At 48.5% G+C, this 19,131-nt stretch carries 17 protein-coding genes; 2 read left to right on the top strand and 15 right to left on the bottom strand.

The genetic code is table 11. The annotated features are described in order from the left end of the window. The coding region (locus ACRC27_RS06925; protein WP_438639505.1) for a polyprenyl synthetase family protein at positions 1–309 on the top strand (309 nt) is incomplete at its 5' end. A gap of 27 nt (positions 310–336) precedes the next feature. After that, positions 337–2,229: a 1-deoxy-D-xylulose-5-phosphate synthase gene (gene dxs, locus ACRC27_RS06920; RefSeq protein ID WP_438639504.1), complete on the top strand. Its 1,893-nt coding sequence runs from the start codon at positions 337–339 to the stop codon at positions 2,227–2,229. Between the two features lie 138 nt (positions 2,230–2,367). On the opposite strand, the gene pgpA is transcribed toward dxs, so the two are convergent. The 15 genes from pgpA to ACRC27_RS06845 all read right to left on the bottom strand — a co-directional run. Beyond that, complete coding sequence (pgpA, locus tag ACRC27_RS06915) at positions 2,368–2,850, bottom strand: phosphatidylglycerophosphatase A (protein WP_438623731.1); 483 nt, start codon at positions 2,848–2,850, stop codon at positions 2,368–2,370. Then, complete coding sequence (gene thiL, locus ACRC27_RS06910) at positions 2,843–3,835, bottom strand: thiamine-phosphate kinase (RefSeq protein ID WP_438639503.1); 993 nt, start codon at positions 3,833–3,835, stop codon at positions 2,843–2,845. Before thiL ends, pgpA begins: the two co-directional genes overlap by 8 nt. A 61-nt stretch (positions 3,836–3,896) precedes the next feature. Beyond that, complete coding sequence (nusB, locus tag ACRC27_RS06905) at positions 3,897–4,307, bottom strand: transcription antitermination factor NusB (protein WP_438623729.1); 411 nt, start codon at positions 4,305–4,307, stop codon at positions 3,897–3,899. A 30-nt stretch (positions 4,308–4,337) separates the two neighbouring features. Then, a complete protein-coding gene (gene ribH, locus ACRC27_RS06900) occupies positions 4,338–4,802 on the bottom strand; it encodes a 6,7-dimethyl-8-ribityllumazine synthase (RefSeq protein ID WP_438623728.1) in 465 nt (154 codons plus the stop codon). Between the two features lie 136 nt (positions 4,803–4,938). Continuing rightward, positions 4,939–5,613, bottom strand: a complete 675-nt coding sequence (locus ACRC27_RS06895) for a riboflavin synthase (RefSeq protein ID WP_438639502.1) — start codon at positions 5,611–5,613, stop codon at positions 4,939–4,941. A gap of 80 nt (positions 5,614–5,693) precedes the next feature. After that, a complete protein-coding gene (gene ribD, locus ACRC27_RS06890; RefSeq protein WP_438629173.1) occupies positions 5,694–6,818 on the bottom strand; it encodes a bifunctional diaminohydroxyphosphoribosylaminopyrimidine deaminase/5-amino-6-(5-phosphoribosylamino)uracil reductase RibD in 1,125 nt (374 codons plus the stop codon). Between the two features lie 219 nt (positions 6,819–7,037). Then, the gene (proP, locus tag ACRC27_RS06885; RefSeq protein WP_438623725.1) at positions 7,038–8,579 is read right to left on the bottom strand and encodes a glycine betaine/L-proline transporter ProP; all 1,542 of its coding nucleotides are present in this window, start codon (positions 8,577–8,579) and stop codon (positions 7,038–7,040) included. 161 nt (positions 8,580–8,740) lie between these two features. Next, positions 8,741–9,190, bottom strand: a complete 450-nt coding sequence (nrdR, locus tag ACRC27_RS06880; RefSeq protein ID WP_438623724.1) for a transcriptional regulator NrdR — start codon at positions 9,188–9,190, stop codon at positions 8,741–8,743. Between the two features lie 137 nt (positions 9,191–9,327). Further along, on the bottom strand, positions 9,328–12,219 hold the full coding sequence (gcvP, locus tag ACRC27_RS06875; protein ID WP_438639501.1) for an aminomethyl-transferring glycine dehydrogenase: 2,892 nt from the start codon (positions 12,217–12,219) through the stop codon (positions 9,328–9,330). Between the two features lie 106 nt (positions 12,220–12,325). Continuing rightward, on the bottom strand, positions 12,326–12,733 hold the full coding sequence (gene gcvH / locus ACRC27_RS06870; RefSeq protein WP_438623722.1) for a glycine cleavage system protein GcvH: 408 nt from the start codon (positions 12,731–12,733) through the stop codon (positions 12,326–12,328). A 105-nt stretch (positions 12,734–12,838) separates the two neighbouring features. Further along, positions 12,839–13,936 (bottom strand): glycine cleavage system aminomethyltransferase GcvT, encoded by a 1,098-nt coding sequence (gcvT, locus tag ACRC27_RS06865; protein WP_438639500.1) that lies wholly within the window; start codon positions 13,934–13,936, stop codon positions 12,839–12,841. Between the two features lie 565 nt (positions 13,937–14,501). Beyond that, entirely contained in the window at positions 14,502–15,659 is a 1,158-nt protein-coding gene (gene yqhD, locus ACRC27_RS06860; RefSeq protein WP_438639499.1) for an alcohol dehydrogenase, read from the bottom strand. A gap of 261 nt (positions 15,660–15,920) precedes the next feature. Then, the gene (locus ACRC27_RS06855; protein WP_438630855.1) at positions 15,921–16,424 is read right to left on the bottom strand and encodes a hypothetical protein; all 504 of its coding nucleotides are present in this window, start codon (positions 16,422–16,424) and stop codon (positions 15,921–15,923) included. 15 nt (positions 16,425–16,439) lie between these two features. Next, positions 16,440–17,543: a cytochrome-c peroxidase gene (locus ACRC27_RS06850; RefSeq protein ID WP_438639498.1), complete on the bottom strand. Its 1,104-nt coding sequence runs from the start codon at positions 17,541–17,543 to the stop codon at positions 16,440–16,442. A 68-nt stretch (positions 17,544–17,611) separates the two neighbouring features. After that, the coding region (locus tag ACRC27_RS06845; RefSeq protein WP_438639497.1) for a lytic polysaccharide monooxygenase at positions 17,612–19,131 on the bottom strand (1,520 nt) is incomplete at its 5' end.

Here is a 19,131-nt window from a genome sequence, read left to right as displayed (position 1 = left end):
CTGGCCGCCGGTTCGCGCGGCTATGCAGCACTGCCAGCACTTGATCGCTACGCCAATGCCATCGGGCTGGCGTTTCAAGTGCAAGATGACATTTTAGATGTTATCGGTGATACCCATGTGATAGGAAAACGTCAGGGCGCAGACATTGAACTGGGTAAAAGTACCTATCCTGCCCTGCTTGGCATCGCAGGCGCACAGGCAAAAGCGCAGGAGTTATACCAAGAAGCTTTAGGCGCATTGCAAACTCTGCCGTACAATACCAGAGCACTGGAAGCTCTCGCCAGTTACATCATTGAGCGCGACAAATAAAACCTTAAAGCGCAACGCGAGTTTGTGATGAATCTTGATATTGCTAAATACCCGATGTTGGCGTTGGTAAATACGCCAGAAGACTTACGCCTGATCCCAAAAGACAACTTACCTCAGTTGTGCGATGAGTTGCGCCAGTATCTACTCAATTCCGTCAGCCGTACCAGTGGCCATTTGGCATCTGGTTTGGGTACTGTTGAGCTGACTGTCGCCCTGCACTATGTGTATAACACCCCTTTTGATCACCTTATTTGGGATGTGGGGCATCAGGCTTATCCACATAAAATTCTTACCGGCCGCCGTGAGCGGATGCCAACTATCCGGCAAAAAGGCGGGCTGCACCCCTTCCCTTGGCGGGAGGAGAGTGAGTTTGATGTGCTGTCGGTTGGGCACTCCTCTACCTCTATCAGCGCTGCGCTGGGTCTGGCTGTTGCCGCCGAGCGCGAAGCGAAGGGCCGTAAAGTGGTCTCGGTGATCGGTGATGGTGCAATGACTGCCGGTATGGCATTTGAGGCAATGAACCATGCTGGTGATGTACACCCAGATATGCTGGTCATCCTCAATGATAATGAGATGTCGATTTCAGAAAATGTCGGCGCACTCAACAACCATCTGGCACGGGTACTCTCGGGCAGCCTATACTCCTCTATCCGCGAAGGCGGTAAAAAAGTACTGGCAGGCCTTCCCCCGATTAAAGAGTTGCTCAAGCGTACAGAAGAGCACATTAAAGGGATGGTTGTACCGGGAACGCTGTTTGAAGAGCTTGGTTTCAACTATATCGGCCCGATTGACGGGCACAATGTAGAAGAGCTGACCCGTACACTGAAAAATATGCGCAGCTTAAAAGGTCCACAACTGCTGCATATTATGACCAAAAAAGGCAAAGGTTATGCACCAGCGGAGAAAGATCCGATTGGTTATCATGGCGTGCCAAAATTTGATCCAACCCAAGATTCGCTGCCAAAAAGCACCGGTGGCTTACCAAGCTACTCAACCATTTTTGGCAACTGGCTGTGTGATGTTGCAGCCAAAGATCCGCAATTGGTGGCCATTACCCCTGCAATGCGTGAAGGCTCGGGAATGGTGCGCTTCTCTAAAGAGTTTCCCAAGCAATATTTTGATGTAGCCATTGCCGAACAGCATGCGGTGACATTTGCAGCAGGTTTGGCTATTGGTGGTTATAAGCCGGTCGTGGCGATTTATTCCAGCTTCCTACAGCGTGGTTATGATCAGCTGATTCATGATGTCGCAATTCAGAACCTGCCGGTGATGTTTGCCATTGATCGTGGCGGTATTGTCGGGGCTGATGGGCAGACTCATCAGGGGGCATTTGATCTCTCGTTCTTACGCTGTATCCCGAATATGGTGATCATGACGCCGAGTGATGAAGATGAGTGCCGCCAGATGCTCTATACCGGCTACCGACACAACGGGCCGTCTGCGGTGCGCTATCCGCGTGGAAGTGGCACGGGGGCAACCTTGCAACCGCTAGCAGAACTCACGCTCGGTAAAGGCCGTATCCTACGTGAAATCAGTGCCGATACTCACACTGCGACACCAAAAACAGCGATTCTGAATTTTGGTACGTTACTGCCAGAGGTGATGCAGGCGGCGGAAATGCTCAATGCCACCGTTGCTGATATGCGTTTTGTCAAACCACTCGACCACCAGCTCGTCACTCAGTTGGCCGATACGCACGATCTGCTGGTCACAGTTGAAGAGAATGCGGTCATGGGCGGTGCAGGTAGCGCGGTAAATGAAGCGCTAATGTCATCAGCACGTTGTAAACCGGTATTAAATATCGGCCTGCCGGATCTGTTTGTACCGCAAGGTACGCAAGATGAGATCCGCCACGATATCGGGCTGGATGCAGACGGTATTGTGCAGCAAATCACGATATATCAGCAAAAGCTACAATAAATGTAGACGGTATAAAAACCATTAGCACAGAAAACCGGCACAAACAGGTGAAAAGTTTACTTTTATCTGCTTGTGCCGACATTTATGCAAAAATTGGCTCACAACACATGAGTCACAACAAAACCCCGTGTTGCAGAGTTATCCCCACCATTGATGGCTTAGCCATAAACATGCGGCAGCAATAATCCCGGCGATCACATCATCAATCATGATGCCAAAACCGCCGTCCACTTTCTGATCAAACCAGCGAATTGGCCAAGGTTTGAGCATATCGAAAAAACGGAACAGCACAAAACCGGTCAGCACCCATTGCCATGTCATCGCGGGCAGTGCCAGCAGGGTAATAAACAGGCCGACAAACTCATCCCACACAATTGCACCGCTATCGTGTACCTGCATATCATCGGCTGTTTTTCCGCACAGATACACGCCCAGCACAAAAGCCAGCACCGTCAGTAACAGATACACAGGCAGCGACAGGTGAGACAACAGCCACCATACCGGCAACGCAGCCAGTGTTCCCATCGTACCGGGTACAACAGGTGATAACCCACTACCAAACCCGACAGCCAGAAAATGCACCGGATTACTCAGCCGAATTTTATCGATTCCCTCACGCATTACTCTCTCCGAAATGATCAAAGCCGCGCGCACTGATATCAACTGGCTGACCGTTCTGGGTAAACTCAAGCTTGCCTACCTGACCAGATATCTGCCCGATACAGGTGTAGCTCACCCCCACATTGGCCAGTGCCGAAACCAGACGACCGCGATTAACTTCCGGTACAGTAAAGCATAATTCGTAATCTTCTCCACCGCTAATTGCCCAAGTCACCGCCTGTTCAGGTGAAACCACGGCCAGCAACTCTTTAGAGAGCGGGAGTTTATCAAGCTCAACCTTCGCCCCACAGGTACTGCGGTTTAAAATATGCCGCAAATCAGATGCTAACCCGTCAGACAAGTCCAAACACGCAGAAGCAATACCCACCAGTGCCTGCCCGACCAAAATTCGCGGGGTTGGCCGCAAATGGCGAGCAAGTAAAGTGTGTTTAACGGCGGCCTGTTCTGGTTTATCAAGCTGTAACTGCTTGAGTAAGATAGCTAAACCGGCAGCACTGTCACCGAGAGTTCCGGTGACATAAATCCAGTCACCAGCATTTGCCCCACTGCGAGTCAGCGCTTTGCCATAAGGCACTTGTCCGTGTACGGTAAGCGTCAAGCTCAGCGGGCCTTTGGTGGTATCGCCACCCACCAATTGCAGGCTGTAGTAATCGGCTAAGGCAAACATACTTTGGCTAAATGCAGCCAGCCATGCCTCTTGTACCGCGGGAAGGGTTATCGCCAGTGAAAGCCAAGCTGGGGTTGCCCCCATTGCAGCCAAATCACTGAGATTGACTGCCAGCGCTTTATGCCCCAAATCAGCAGGGTTAATATCAGGCAGAAAATGCGTTCCGCAGACCAGCGTGTCAGTACTGACTGCCAATTGCTGATTCTCTGCCAGTGTCATCAGGGCGCAATCATCACCAATACTGAGTTGAACATCTTTGCGCGATGCTCGATCACGCGTGAAATAACGCGCAATCAGTTCAAATTCACCACAAGCCATAATTAAATTACAGTATATCGTTGGAATAAAAAAAAGGCCGGCAAAGCCGGCCTTCTCAGGATTATTTACGAACCCGTGGCGCTAGCTTATCCAGCACACCGTTGACAAACTTGTGGCTGTCTTCAGCGCCGAACATCTTGGCCAACTCAATTGATTCGTTGATCACCACTTTGTATGGCACATCTTGACGCTTTGTCATCTCGTAAACAGACAAGCGCAAAATAGCTTTTTCAATCGGGTCTAACTCATCAACTGGGCGGGAAACATGCGGAGCCATCACACGATCCAACTCTTCGTGATGCAGTGCCACACCGACCAATAGATCGCGGAAATAGGCAATATCCGTGCCTTTAACATCCTGATCCGTCAGGAACTGTAACTCTACATCGGCAACATCGTTCTTGGAAATCTGCCAGGAATAAATGGCTTGTACAGCACATTGGCGAGCACGACGACGTTCAGCTGGTTTCATGGCGGGTTTCACGCTTTTCCCCTCAGGATTTTAAATTGCATTCAATACGTTAACCATTTCCAGCGCAGTCAGAGCAGCTTCTGCACCCTTGTTACCGGCTTTCGTGCCGGCACGATCAATGGCTTGTTCAATGGTTTCTGTCGTCAGCACACCGAAAGCAACCGGAATATCAGACTCCATCATGACCTGAGCTAAGCCTTTGCTACACTCACCAGCAACATATTCAAAATGTGCTGTGCCACCACGGATCACGGTACCCAGTGCAATAATCGCATCATAGTTACCACTTTTCGCCAAACGGCGGGCAACCAGTGGCAGTTCATATGCGCCCGGCGCACGAACTAGTGTGATGTTATCATCTGCAACCTGACCGATGCGTTTTAGTGCATCTACAGCACCATCTAACAGGCTTTCATTAATAAAACTGTTAAAACGTGCAATCACAATGGCTACACGAGCATTGGGTGCAGCAACTAAGCCTTCAATTACCTTCATGATCCTTCCTGTTGCTCATTCCGGCTGACGATAAGGCGCCGGATTCTATCACAGTATTAGCCAGTGTGCAGAGCTTGCTCAACCACACTCGACAGATTCGCCCATTTTATAAACAAAATGAGCACAATAATGCCTGTTAGCGCAGAAAACCGCTGCGAGCCAGCAAGTCCATGCTAATTCCATTCGGCGCAGATGAGGAAGCGTTGCTGTTCGCTGCGTTGTCACCGAGCATTAAGCGCTCAAGGTAACGGGCTAGCATATCCACTTCCAGATTAATTTTACTGCCCGCCTGCCATGCATGCGTGGTTGTTTCTAATTGCGTATGAGGTACCAGCGTGATTTTAAAACGATCACCGTCAACTGCATTGACCGTTAAGCTGATTCCATCAAGTGTCACTGAGCCTTTTTGCACGATATAACGCGCCAGCGCAACGGGAACTTGCAGCCAAAACTCAATGGCTCGCCCTACGGTTGCACGTGAAACAATCGTTGCAACACCATCAACATGCCCGCTAACAAGATGGCCACCTAAACGCGTATTGAGCGTTAACGCTTTCTCCAGATTAAGCGATTGCCCCGTTTGATAGTTGGCAAATGCGGTACGTTGCAGTGTTTCTAGCGATAAATCCGCTTGATAGCCGTTTTCCAGTAGACGGACAACTGTCAGGCAGATGCCGTTGGTGGCGATACTGTCACCTAAACGCACATCAGATAAATCCAGTTTACCACTGTTTACGGTGACGCTGATATCATCACCTTGAGGTGTCAGTGCAGCCAGTGTACCAACCGCTTCTACAATTCCTGTAAACATGCATATTACCTGTCTAAAAACAGCCCATATTTGGGCATGCGGTCTGCTACAAAATCCATTATGCAAAACCCCGTTTATTTTTAATAACGGGGTGTCAAAATCAAACGCAGATCATGCCCAACGGGTTGTACATCAGTGAATGTAAAACGCGGGGCTTGTGCCAAACGGGTCAGACCCGGTAAATGACACAGCCCTTTGGCTGCATCACCCAGCAACATCGGTGCGACATACACAACCAACTCATCAACCAGTCCAGCTTCAAACAGCGCGCCGACTAAAGCAGGCCCAGCTTCCACCCAAACATGGTTAATCTGCTGACGCCCCAGTAAAAGCATTAAAGTAACCAGATCAACTCGACCTGTACTGTTGGCCGGAATTTTTAGTTGTTGCACGTTATCAGGCCACTCGGTTTCTGCCGTTACAGAGGTGCGGGCTAAACAGACCGACCCATCGAGTGAAACTAACTGATGCTGCGGCGTCACCTGATTACGGCTATCCACCACCACGCGCAGCGGTTGGCGCAAATTTTCTACCGGATAGATCTGCTGTATTTTTGCATCAAGCTCTGACCAGCGCACATTCAGCGAAGGGTTATCAGCCAACACCGTACCGCTGCCGGTCAAAATAGCGCCCGCTTGCGCACGAAAATTTTGCACATCGCGCCGCGCTTCTAAGCCGGTAATCCACTGGCTTTCGCCAGATGCCATGGCGGTGCGACCATCAAGTGAGGCGGCCATTTTAACTTGGATATAAGGGAATCCGGTGCGCATGCGTTTAAGAAAGCCTTTATTCAGGGCTTCTGCTTCCGCCATCAATACACCATGCTCAACCTCTATACCGGCTTGTTGTAATTTGTACAAACCTCGGCCAGCAACTTCCGGATTTGGATCTTGCATCGCGGCCACAACACGTCGAACACCAGACTGAATCAGTGCATCTGCACAAGGCGGTGTTCGACCATAATGGCTACAAGGCTCAAGCGTCACATAGGCGGTTGCACCGCGTGCGCGCTCTTTGGCCATGCGCAGCGCATGCACTTCTGCATGCCCTTCTCCGGCGCGGTAGTGATACCCTTCGCCGACAATCTGGCCATCATTAACAATGACACAGCCCACATTCGGATTCGGTGCTGTTGTAAATCGCCCCTTTTTTGCCAATTCAATGGCTCGGGCCATGTAGTGAAGATCGCGCGCTGAATCGTTCATTGTGCAGGCTGTCTCTGAAATCTGTTGTGATATTTTACTGCAATATCGGCAGTTGTTTTCATTATTCTGAACATAAAGGAAAACACCCCCGTGGCAGTATACCTTTGCATTGCCGTGGCCCGTATTGGCTATGCCTGTCGGTTTACACAAACCGCGAAGCCAATACGGGTCATGGCACTGAACACATGTTACTTGAACAGCGTGAAACGGTAATGCCTATCAATCAATGGTCGGATGCTGGGCAACCAGACGCTGTTTTTGTGCGTCTAAATCAGCCAATTGCTCATTAATTGCATCAATTTTTTGTTCGATAGTATCGTATTGCTCTTGCAGCAACTCTTTTGCCTCTTTTCTATCTGATGCCGCGGGCGTTGCACCTTTAAGAGGTTTATTGGCGGTCTCTTTCATCAAAATACCGGTCACCAACCCGATCACAGCAATCACCATCAGATAATATGCGGGCACATACAGGTTGTGCGTCATATCCACCAACCATGCCACTATGGTAGGCGTTAAACCGGCAATCAATACCGAGATATTAAACGCAATGGCCAAAGCACTGTAACGGATCTCGGTTGGAAACATGGCTGGCAGTGTCGATGCCATCACACCGGTAAACGCATTCAGCAATACCGCCAAAATCAGTAAACCGATAAAAATCAGTGCAATTTGGTTACTGTTGATCAGCATAAAACAGGGCACAGAGAGCAGTAATAACCCGATGCTTCCGCCTAAAATAAATGGCTTTCGACCAAACTTATCACTGAGCAGCCCAATAATCGGCTGTACAAACAACATGCCAATCATAATCGCAATAATAATCAGTATGCCATGATCTTCTGAATAGTGAAGATTATGTGAAAGATAACTCGGCATATAGGTGAGAAGCATGTAGTAAGTCACGTTCGTAGTAATCACGATACCGACACAGGTCAACAGACTTTTCCAATGCTTAGTTGCTATTTCACGAAATGGCACGCGTTTTGGCTCGGCCATCGCGCTGAGCGGTGAGCCATTTTGTGCGGCAACCAACTGTTGCTGAGCGTGTTGCTGCTCGAGCTTTTCAGTGTGCTGCTGGAATGCCGGGGTTTCATCCAGCGCATGGCGCAGATACAGACCAATTACGCCGAGCGGCAAGGCAAGGAAAAACGGTAAACGCCAGCCCCAATCAAGAAAGTTCTTCTCGCCCACACAAGCTGAGATCAAAACAACGACACCGGCTCCGGCAACAAATCCGGCAATAGAGCCAAAATCGAGCCAACTGCCCATGAAGCCGCGTTTTTTATCTGGCGAATACTCAGCCACAAAAATCGCCGCGCCGGAATACTCTCCGCCAACAGAGAAACCCTGCACTAATTTAGCCAGTAACAACAAAATCGGTGCCCAGATACCAATAGTGGCATAGGAAGGGATCAAGCCAATACAAAAGGTGCTGATTGACATGATGATGATCGTAACAGCCAGTACCTTTTGCCGGCCAAACTTATCACCCAATGCACCAAAAAATACGCCGCCCAACGGACGAACAAGGAAAGGAACAGAAAATGTCGCCAATGCGGCGATAACTTGCAGACCAGGCGCGGCACCCGGAAAAAAGACCTGACCGAGTGCATATGCAACAAAACCATACACCCCAAAGTCAAACCACTCCATTGCATTACCTAATGCAGCCGCAGTAATTGCCTTTTTTAATTTAGCATCATCGATTATCGTAATATCTTGAATTTGTAGCGGTTTTATACGTTTTTTTCGTAATCTCATTGAGATTTGACCTCTTTTACAGCACAAACTAATACTTAATTTGAGGGTTCTCTCCCTTTACGCTCAGGCGATAAAGAGTACTGTATGAAGTCACATATATCAAATTTGTTACCCGTTCATATAAAATAGCTGTCATAAAAAAACCGCCTTCCGGCGGTCTTTTAATCTTGCAAACGGGCAATCTCTTCACCAAATTCACGGATATCTTCAAAGCTGCGATAGACTGAGGCAAAACGGATATACGCCACTTTATCGAGCTGTTTTAAAGCATCCATCACCAAGCTACCGACCATTTTTGCCGGAACTTCGCGCTCACCGGTTGCACGCAAACGGCTTTTGATGTGGTTCAATGCTTTTTCGACATCATCGGCACTGACCGGACGCTTCTCCAGCGCCTTGAGCATTCCGTGGCGCAGTTTATCTTCGTTAAACGGCTCACGGGTTTCATTGCTTTTGATCACCCTTGGCATCACCAATTCGGCCATTTCAAAGGTGGTAAAACGCTCATTGCACTCTAGGCATTGGCGACGGCGACGAACTTGTGTGCCATCTGTCACCAGCCGTGAATCGATCACTTTGGTATCCACTGCAGAACAAAAGGGACAGTACATACGGTCTCCTGTAAACAAACGCAGGCTGACTTACGGTTATAGATCCCCCTAGTGTACTCTGAGCGCAGCAAAAGGGGCAAAAATAACCGCCCCACATTGCAACATTGCCGAGACTAAAAGAACAAGGCTATACGCAGTTACTGCGTGTTATCACTATATTCAGCCAGCGGAACACAGGCACAAAACAGGTTTCTATCCCCGTAAACATCATCCAAACGCTTTACGCTTGGCCAATATTTATTCGCACGCACCTGCTCTGTCGGGAATGCTGCCTGCTGACGTGAATAGGGGTGCAACCATGTGTCATCAATCACATCATCTTGTGTATGCGGTGCATTCACCAGTGGATTATCAGTACGCGGCCACACCCCTTGCTCAACCAGTGCAATTTCATGGCGAATCGACAACATCGCCTCAATAAAACGATCAAGCTCGGCCTGTGACTCTGACTCTGTCGGCTCGACCATCAGTGTACCGGCAACCGGAAATGACATTGTCGGAGCATGAAAACCGTAATCAATTAGCCGCTTGGCAATGTCCATTTCGGTGATACCCGACTGCTCTTTCAGCGGACGAATATCCAAAATACACTCATGGGCCACCCGCCCGTAACGGCCGGTATAGAGTACTTTGTAAGCCGAACTTAAACGCTCGGCAATATAGTTGGCATTCAAAATCGCCACTTCGGTGGCATAGCGCAGCCCTAAAGAGCCCATCATGCGGATATACATCCAACTAATGGGCAGGATAGAGGCCGAACCAAACGGCGCGGCAGAGACTGCACTGGTGGCATTCACCATGCCATCAAGTTGGATAACACTGTGGCCGGGCACAAAGGGTGCAAGGTGCGCCTTAACCCCTATCGGCCCCATTCCTGGGCCGCCACCGCCGTGTGGAATGCAAAACGTTTTATGCAAATTAAGGTGTGAGACATCAGCACCAATATAACCGGGAGTGGTCAACCCGACTTGTGCATTCATGTTCGCACCATCGAGATAAACCTGCCCGCCAAACCCATGCACAATTTGGCATGCTTCGCGGATCGTCTCTTCATACACGCCATGCGTTGAAGGATAAGTCACCATAATGCAGGCCAATCGCTCGGCTACCTGCTCGGCCTTACCGCGCAAATCGGCCAGATCAATATTGCCCTGCTTATCACAGGCAACAACCAGCACTTCCATGCCAACCATCTGCGCTGAAGCCGGATTGGTGCCGTGCGCAGAACTTGGGATCAGGCAAACATTACGCTGCGGCTGCCCTTGTGCATTCAGATAACGGCGGATGGCAACCAATCCGGCATACTCGCCCTGTGCACCCGAATTCGGCTGCATGCAAAGTGCATCATAACCGGTCAGCGTTATCAGCCAGCGTGATAACTGGCCAATCATCTGCTGATAACCCTGCGCCTGATCTGGTGGGCAAAACGGGTGCAAGGCGGCAAATTCTGGCCATGTCACGGGGATCATCTCTGCCGTGGCATTGAGTTTCATGGTGCAAGAGCCGAGCGGGATCATCGCCTGATTAAGCGCCAAGTCTTTGCGTTCTAAGCGGTGAATATAGCGCAGCATGTCGGTTTCACTGTGGTAACGTGAAAACACCGGATGAGTCAAAATAGGGGTGCTGCGTGGCAGTAACAACCGCGCATCTGACGGCGTCAGTTGTTGATCCAGCGTATCAATATCCAGATCCAGTGTGTTGTTTCCGGTGATAATCCGGCAGAGCAGTTGAATATCTTGTGACGTACTGGTTTCATCGAGCGTAATACCGATAGCCTGCGGTAAATCAGCCCGTAAATTCACCTGTTGGGCATACGCCCGAGCCAGTATCTGTGGTGCATCGGCACACTCTACCACCAGCGTATCAAACCAGTGTTGATGCCGTAATACATAGCCTTGTTGGATAAGGGCGTGTGCCAGTAGCGTGGTCAAGCGGTGTATCCGGCGGGCAATCCGTTGCAGCCCGTGCGCACCGTGGTAAACAGCATAAAACCCAGCCATATTCGCCAGCAACACTTGTGAGGTACAGATGTTTGAGTTGGCTTTTTCACGCCGAATATGTTGCTCGCGAGTCTGCATGGCCATGCGCAGTGCAGTATTGCCGCGCGCATCGCGCGACACGCCAATGACTCTGCCAGGCATCGCGCGTTTAAAACTATCACGTGTAGCAAAAAACGCGGCATGTGGGCCGCCATAGCCCATCGGTACGCCAAAACGCTGGGCCGATCCGAAGACAATATCCGCCCCCAACGCCCCCGGAGATTCAAGCAGCACCAGCGCCAGCATATCGGCTGCCACACTGATGATGATATTTTGTGCCTGCCAGCGGGCAAACTGCTCACGATAATCGGCAATATTGCCACTTGAAGTAGGATATTGAACCAACACACCAAACAGATCATCGTACTGCTCGGTTTCAGCCAAAGCGCCAATGGTTAAGGTAAACCCAAAACCTTCGGCACGCGTTTTAAGTACATCAAGCGTTTGCGGATGGGTGTCTGCCGACACAAAAAAGCGATTTGCACCTTTACGCTTACTTAAACGGGCACTCATTGCCATCGCTTCAGCAGCGGCAGTTGCCTCATCAAGCAGCGAGGCCGAAGCGACATCTAATCCGGTTAAATCAAGAGTCAGTTGCTGAAAATTGAGCAGTGCTTCTAAGCGCCCCTGTGACACTTCCGGCTGATAGGGCGTATAGGCGGTATACCACCCCGGATTTTCGAGCACATTGCGCAGAATGACCGGCGGGGTGATGGTTGCTGTGTATCCCATCCCGATAAAGTTTTTAAAGATTTTGTTCTGCTGTGCCAGCACTTTTAACTCTGCCAAGGCCTGATTTTCATTCACAGCACTGACTGTTTCTGGCGCGGTTGCCAACAAGATATCAGTAGGCACAGTCTGCTCAATGAGCTCATCTAAAGAGCGCAGTTTGAGTGCGGCAAGCATCTGCTTTTGCTGTTCAGCATCAGGGCCGATATGGCGGCGTACAAATGCCTGAGAATCATCGAGCGAAGTTAGCGTAAACGTCATTATCGAATCCCTGAAAATGCGGTGTCAGAATGATAGGCTGCCGTGGCAAGCCACAGCAGCAATCGGGGCGGTGAACGAGAGAACGCATGCCTCTCAGAGGTGCGAATTACTCTTCATCATCCTCATCATCGGCAGAGACCATTTGCTGATACCCTTCGGCATCCATCAGCTCATCAAGCTCTTCAGGGTCATCCAGCTTCATCTGAAACAGCCAGCCATCACCGTATGGGTCATGGTTGACACGGTCAGGGGAATCGGTCAGATCTTCGTTAACGCTAATGATTTCACCGGTCAGCGGAGAGTAAATATCCGATGCCGCTTTGACCGATTCGGCAACAGCGCAATCATCACCGGCATCAACCTGACTGCCAATATCGGGCAACTCGATAAATACCATATCGCCAAGCAGGGCCTGCGCATGGTCAGTAATACCCACGGTGTAGCAGCCATTACCGTCATCACGAACCCACTCATGGGTGCCGGTATACAGTAATTCAGAGGGAATATGGCTCATGAGAACATCCTTTTATACGCTTGATAATAAAATCATGGTTAACGAAAAGAGAATAAGATAACGCCTATCATCAATATTTTGTGTATTAGCAAATCATTCCGTGCATTAGCCGATCACCGCGTTGCCCTGACGTACAAACTGTGGTGCGGTGACGGTAACTGGCATCTCTCGGTTTCGAATCAACACAACTGCCTGCGCACCAATTCCGGCGGGCACGCGTGCTAATGCAATGCTGTATCCTAATGTTGGTGAGAAACTGCCACTGGTGATCACGCCTTGTTGGGCTATGCCCAGATTATCGACAAAATGCACTGTCTGGCCGTGACGCAACACCCCTTTTTCCCGCATCACCAGCCCGACCAGCCGCTCATGCCCCTGCTCTTGCTGAGTGATCAATGCTCGGCGACCAATAAAGTCACGGTTTTCCGGTGTCAAACTTACGCACCATGCCATATTAGCGGCCAGCGGGCTGACTGTTTCATCCATATCCTGCCCATACAGATTCATCCCAGCTTCAAGACGCAGCGTATCGCGCGCACCCAATCCACACGGTTGTACGCCACGAGCCAACAGTTGCTGCCAGAGAGCATCAATTTCGGTATTTGGGATTAAGATCTCAACGCCCTTTTCACCGGTATATCCGGTTGTGGCAATAAACCATGAACCATATTGTTGGCCCCAAAAGGCTGGCATTGCCGTCAGTTGTGCTTGCTGCTCAGTCGGCAGCAGAGCAGCAACATGCGCGATAGCGTCAGGGCCTTGCACAGCAAGCATAGCCAGATCATCACGTTCAGTGATCTCAACGTTATAGGCCTTCGCTTGCAGGCTAATCCAAGCTAAATCTTTCTCACGGGTGGCGGAATTTACCACTAAACGGAAAAAATCCTCTTGCAGGAAATAGACAATTAAATCGTCAATCACGCCACCATGTTCATTTAACATGCCGCTGTATAACGCTTTTCCTGAACGGGTCAGTTTTGCCACATCATTGGCCAGTAAATAGCGCAAAAATGGGCGACACTGTGGGCCATGCAAGTCAACAATGGTCATGTGCGAAACATCAAACATACCGGCACTGCGGCGGACATGATGATGCTCCTCCAACTGTGACCCGTAATGTAACGGCATATCCCAGCCATGAAAATCAACCATTTTGCCACCGGCGGCAAGGTGCTGTGCATAGAGAGGGGTACGGTTTGCCATGCTCGCTATCCTTAGAATATATGCCGTTAAAATCAACAGTAGCACCGTAAATGCCGTTACATTTTATTCGGCTTGATGCTGGTCAGGTGCTGACAAAAGATAGAAATAAATTAACAGGATAAAAACAGTTCACCTGCACTATTGTTGCAAAATACCACAACAATATGTATGCAAAAAGTGAAGAAATGAGAGAGGTGAAGGGAAAATAGACTATTGCTACTGAAGCAGATTTAAAAAACATCGCAGGGAAAGACGCTGTTTCCGCTATTTTAGGTGTTTTTGAGCATTTTTACGCGTTTTGAAAGGTGTAATACCCAAGAAGAAAATAATTTTCGTGACAGAGTGATAGTCATGTCGCCATGAGCTGACTCACTACTCTCAGTGAGCCAGCCTTTGGCTTGTTATGTTTTTATTGCGCAATTGTTTTTTCAGGCTGTTTTTCAGGCAGTGATTTGGGATTAATCTCTGGCCAGTAAATCACTGACTGGTAAACAATAGCGCTGTAAACAACGGCCCTGTAAGTTGCCGTACTATCTAGCCGTACTATAAAGTTACGCCCTAAACATTACAGCGCTGCTTGGTAAATCCGGCGGCTATCTTCTAAACGGATATCTTTATGCTCACCAAGCTTGCTCATACCATGCTCTTTTAGCTTATCAACCATAGCTGGAATGGTGCTGCCATCAAGGCCGTAATCCCGCAAATGTGTTTTTAGCCCCATCTGTTCAAAGAACTGGCGGGTTGCGGCAATGGCAGCATCAATGCGCTGTTCATCACTGCCTTCATGTATCCCCCAAACACGCTCTGCGTACTGCAATAGCTTCGCGTGTTTAGCGATGCGTTTTTCCTGCAACAGTACCGGCAAAATCACCGCCAGTGTCTGGGCGTGATCGATACCGTGCATGGCTGTTAGCTCATGCCCTAGCATATGGGTTGCCCAGTCTTGCGGCACGCCAGCACCAATCAGACCATTAAGTGCCATTGTCGCACTCCACATGATATTGGCGCGAACAGCATAGTTTTGTGGCTCAACCAGAGCACGCGGGCCCTCTTCTACCAACGTTTGCAACAAGCCTTCGGCAAAGCGGTCTTGTACTTTGGCATCAACCGGATAGGTCAGATATTGCTCAACGGTATGCACAAAGGCATCAACAACGCCGTTGGCAATCTGGCGCTCTGGCAGGGTGTAGGTGATTTCAGGATCGAGCACCGCAAATTTTGGCATCACTAACGGTGAGAAAAAGTGCTGTTTATCACCGGTACTGCGGCGGGTGATCACCGCGCCCATGTTCATTTCAGAACCGGTTGCCGGCAGTGTCAGTACAGAGCCCATTGGGATGGCTTGTTTAATATCACTGCCCACTGTATGCATAATATGCCACGGCTCACCAACATAATCGGCTGCAGCAGCAATAAATTTGGTGCCATCAATCACCGAACCGCCCCCGACAGCCAGCAAAAAGGTAATTTTCTCATTACGAACAAATTCAACAGCCTGCATCAGTGTTTCATAAGAGGGGTTTGGCTCTATTCCACCAAATTCCAGCACATGCATACCACTCAGTGCCGCATGCACCTGATCTAGAACGCCAGAACGCTTGGCACTGCCACCACCATAGGTAATTAAAACGCGTGCATCTGCCGGAATAACATTACGCAAATGGGCAATTTGTCCTTTACCAAACAGCACTTTTGTTGGGGTATGGAGCGTAAAATTTTGCATAAATATCGCCTTTAAATCCGAAGATGAGGGTTTGAATCACCAAACCTACAGCCGTCAGACAGCAGTACTGCCGTAACGGATTAACCTGCTAATATTCTCGACCCATTTCCCCAATGGTGCAACACAACATCAGTACGGTGTTACAAAACCCCGACAAGTGGCAACAATGCCGTGAACCGTTCAGTCTAGTTTAAGCAAAATAGTGGTATGGATAATGCCGAACAGTGAACACTCTCCACACCCTATTTTCTGCCCTATTTGTTATTTTTTATGCGTTTGATTACTCTCAGGTAAAACGGTTAACCAGACTTTTTCACCTGCTTTTGCGGTGATCGTCATCAGATAACTGGCCCACTCATGTGTATTAAAATGGTAGATTTTTCTTCCCTGCTCTGGGCATGAGTAGTTCTCAATGTTTTCGCCGACAATATCACCGCCTTTAATCGCTAGCGTGACATCATCATTGACCATCACAACAAACTTCTCATCCCAATGTATTGTGGCAATTTGCAGATAGTGTTCACGGTCAGTTGCGGTAAATTGATGGGAAAACCCTTTATCAAGTGTCACCTCTACTTGGGCTGCTTGATCAGGCGTATTGGGATAAGTGGCATAGTTCTCCGGCTGTATCTGGCACGCTTTTTGGTAATCTTTACTGAAATACTGATTTCTCGCTTCAGAGATCTTCTTATCTTTACTGGTCTGAGCCAATGCATATTGGCTGCTTAATATCAGGGTTAACAAAATACACAATGTACTGCGCATGAATAGATCTCCTGTTTACGGACGATGTTGGTATGGGGGAATGCATCCTGCTGGATCATTTTTGTTTTTTAACTTTACTGACTGACAAAAAGGGGAATCTTTGTTGGTATACGTTTTAGGATCAGGCACTTTCAATGCGTCAAAAAAAGCCAATAAGGCATTTTTATCCTCTACAGACAAGGCAAAGCCTTGTATCAGAGGATGCTTATTGGCATGTAATGCACCGTCTCCCTGATTTTTTCCTAAGGTGATTTTCCTGCCACCGCGAGCATAGCTATCCAAGACCGAACTGAGCGACAAAAAACTGCCATCATGCCCCCAAGGGCCGGTTTCAGTAACATTAATCAAAGAGGGAATTCGAAATTTACCCTCATCATTTTTATTACCTGAAATCGTGCTCAGACCTTGAAAATCGACGGGATAGTGGCGAGAGCCAGAACTCTCTTTTATCCCATACAGCCCTGTATTGGCATAAAAAGCCCCGACCTTTGTTGACGGTTGATTCAGCAGCTCACCGCCATGACACTGGCTACAACCCAGTGTTGTACTGGAAAAAAGATCAGCGCCTTTACGCTGATCTTTTGTTATTGCGCGGGCATCTCCGGCAAGGTATCTGTGCCAAGGGGTATCGGTAGACCGCAGCGTACCCACATACTTTGTCAGTGCGGCAATGGCGCGCTGAACAGTGATGTTTTGATCCTGATACGCGGCATTAAATAGCGGAAAATAGAGATCACCAGCATGATCTAAGCGTTGAACCAACAACGCGGGAGTCATCCCCATCTCTTCAGGGAAAGACGAGAATAGCGGACGAATAATCGCCGCCTCTAACGCGACAATATCAGGGGTACTTTGGGTAAAGCGCGGATAATCGACTACATTCAGCAATGATGGCGTATTCAGGCCATTCGTATGCCCCGAGATATCAGGCGTACGGCTAAAGCGGTTGGTCCAGCCTAAATCCGAGGAGTGGCATACCGCACAGCTTCGATTACCTAAAGAGGATAAGCGGACATCATTAAACAGATATCGCCCCAACTCCTCTTCCGCAGACAGTACAACACGCGCACTTGCACATACGCTAAAAGATGAAAAAAGTAACAAAAAGAGTAACGGCATTATATCTCATCAAAAAATGGCCACTGAATCAGTGGCCATAATGTCATTTATTTATTCAGTAACAAATATTACTTAACAAGAGTCCACGCTTGTTCCCAAGCAAAGCCGACACCTGGTTCATATGCATTATTGTTAGAAGTCCACTGCTGGCAATAGCCAGAGTATGGCCATGGCTTACACTCATAAATCTTACCGTTAGAACCTTTTACTTTGGTTCCTGCAACATAACTCTTTAGTCCATCAGGGAAGACATAGTCAAAATCACCGGTTGCAGGTGGGGTGTCATTAACAACCACACCAAAGGAGTACATATTGCTTTCAGACTTACCTTTTTCATTTGTTACCGTGACATTTACACTGTAAGTACCCGGTTTTTTCACCGTGATATTTTCAGAAACACCATTATCAGAAACCGGTCCCTTCAATACCTGAACGGGTTCTTGATTTGCAGCGCCCACCTCTTTCACTACGGCAGTGTAGTTGTACTTGCCAATTAAACGTACCTGCTCAGTCACGCTCAGAGAGAAAGGCACTGATAAAGGTTGATTCACTGCAAACTCATAAGTTTCCTTATGATTTGTCCAGTTCATGCTAAATTTGACTTCCGGTGTTTCATTACTTTGACTCTCAATCAGATGCGACCACTCTTTACCCGTAAAATGGATATAGTTTTTGGTTGGGTCTTCAGCATTAAGCGTCACTTGGTAATCTGAATTAACTTCCCCTACTTGGGCAAATTTACTGATAGAAGTATTTTTATTAATTTCCTGTCCCAGTTCAATTTTCCACTTATCATTGACAATATTCTCTGCCGTGATTTTTAGAGGAATTTTAAATTGTTCAGTGCCCTTATCCATAATACGGGCAATTACGGTATAGCCGACATCAACTACTGTTGGTGCTGATGCAAAAGGCTCACTTGCTTGCCACGGGCCTTCAACAACAGGTGGTTCACTTCCGCCCTCACCGGTATCAACAATCACATTTGCACAGCTATAGAAAGCTTCCTGACTATCCCAAACATCTCCTCGAGGAGCACCCAGTACATCATGCTTTTTATTCGACGGGTCTTGACGCTGCCATACCTGGAACAAAATACGCTTACCCGTTTTATCTGCCGGCCATTTTACTTTATGGGTATATTGCCTGCTATTAAGGAACTCCCCTTTTGAGTCAATGACATCAATTCGCTCTAAATCAGCCCATGTAAGTTTATCGGTATCTGGATTGAAACCATCTCGAGTAACAAAGTAATCCCAGTACCATGTTTTGTGACCAGCAGTGATTGTATATTGAATGTCAATTTGTCCTTGAGCGTTACGCTTCAGCTTGGTTACATAACGCTGAGAAGATGGAACATCAAGTACATCAAAAGCACCACCCATTGATGCAGAACAGATTTTTCCATCCATCAGAACCGCTTTATGATCGCCTGCAGCATTACCTTGACGGATCCCCATTTTCTCATTACTAACGGTGCCATTACAAAGCTGTGAACTGCTTGTTGACCCCACAGAGCAGCTATAAGCGTAATCTTGAGGGGCAGTCATATAGCCATGTGCATTCACATTGGCAGAGATTAATGCGA

Origin of the sequence: Plesiomonas sp., assembly GCF_051650925.1 — a bacterium.
In the GTDB taxonomy this organism is placed as follows: Bacteria; Pseudomonadota; Gammaproteobacteria; order Enterobacterales; family CAMTGL01; genus Plesiomonas.
This window is presented reverse-complemented; position numbering and strand designations above follow the sequence as displayed.

Excerpts from the sequence above, each read along its gene's own strand:
- ACRC27_RS06855 (WP_438630855.1), bottom strand. The coding sequence starts at position 16,424 with ATGCGCAGTACATTGTGTATTTTGTTAACCCTGATATTAAGCAGCCAA.
- pgpA (WP_438623731.1), bottom strand. The coding sequence starts at position 2,850 with ATGCGTGAGGGAATCGATAAAATTCGGCTGAGTAATCCGGTGCATTTT.
- dxs (WP_438639504.1), top strand. The coding sequence starts at position 337 with ATGAATCTTGATATTGCTAAATACCCGATGTTGGCGTTGGTAAATACG.
- gcvP (WP_438639501.1), bottom strand. The coding sequence starts at position 12,219 with ATGACGTTTACGCTAACTTCGCTCGATGATTCTCAGGCATTTGTACGC.
- gcvT (WP_438639500.1), bottom strand. The coding sequence starts at position 13,936 with ATGGCAAACCGTACCCCTCTCTATGCACAGCACCTTGCCGCCGGTGGC.
- ribD (WP_438629173.1), bottom strand. The coding sequence starts at position 6,818 with ATGAACGATTCAGCGCGCGATCTTCACTACATGGCCCGAGCCATTGAA.
- nusB (WP_438623729.1), bottom strand. The coding sequence starts at position 4,307 with ATGAAACCAGCTGAACGTCGTCGTGCTCGCCAATGTGCTGTACAAGCC.
- yqhD (WP_438639499.1), bottom strand. The coding sequence starts at position 15,659 with ATGCAAAATTTTACGCTCCATACCCCAACAAAAGTGCTGTTTGGTAAA.
- ACRC27_RS06895 (WP_438639502.1), bottom strand. The coding sequence starts at position 5,613 with ATGTTTACAGGAATTGTAGAAGCGGTTGGTACACTGGCTGCACTGACA.
- proP (WP_438623725.1), bottom strand. The coding sequence starts at position 8,579 with ATGAGATTACGAAAAAAACGTATAAAACCGCTACAAATTCAAGATATT.
- nrdR (WP_438623724.1), bottom strand. The coding sequence starts at position 9,190 with ATGTACTGTCCCTTTTGTTCTGCAGTGGATACCAAAGTGATCGATTCA.
- gcvH (WP_438623722.1), bottom strand. The coding sequence starts at position 12,733 with ATGAGCCATATTCCCTCTGAATTACTGTATACCGGCACCCATGAGTGG.
- ACRC27_RS06850 (WP_438639498.1), bottom strand. The coding sequence starts at position 17,543 with ATGCCGTTACTCTTTTTGTTACTTTTTTCATCTTTTAGCGTATGTGCA.
- thiL (WP_438639503.1), bottom strand. The coding sequence starts at position 3,835 with ATGGCTTGTGGTGAATTTGAACTGATTGCGCGTTATTTCACGCGTGAT.
- ribH (WP_438623728.1), bottom strand. The coding sequence starts at position 4,802 with ATGAAGGTAATTGAAGGCTTAGTTGCTGCACCCAATGCTCGTGTAGCC.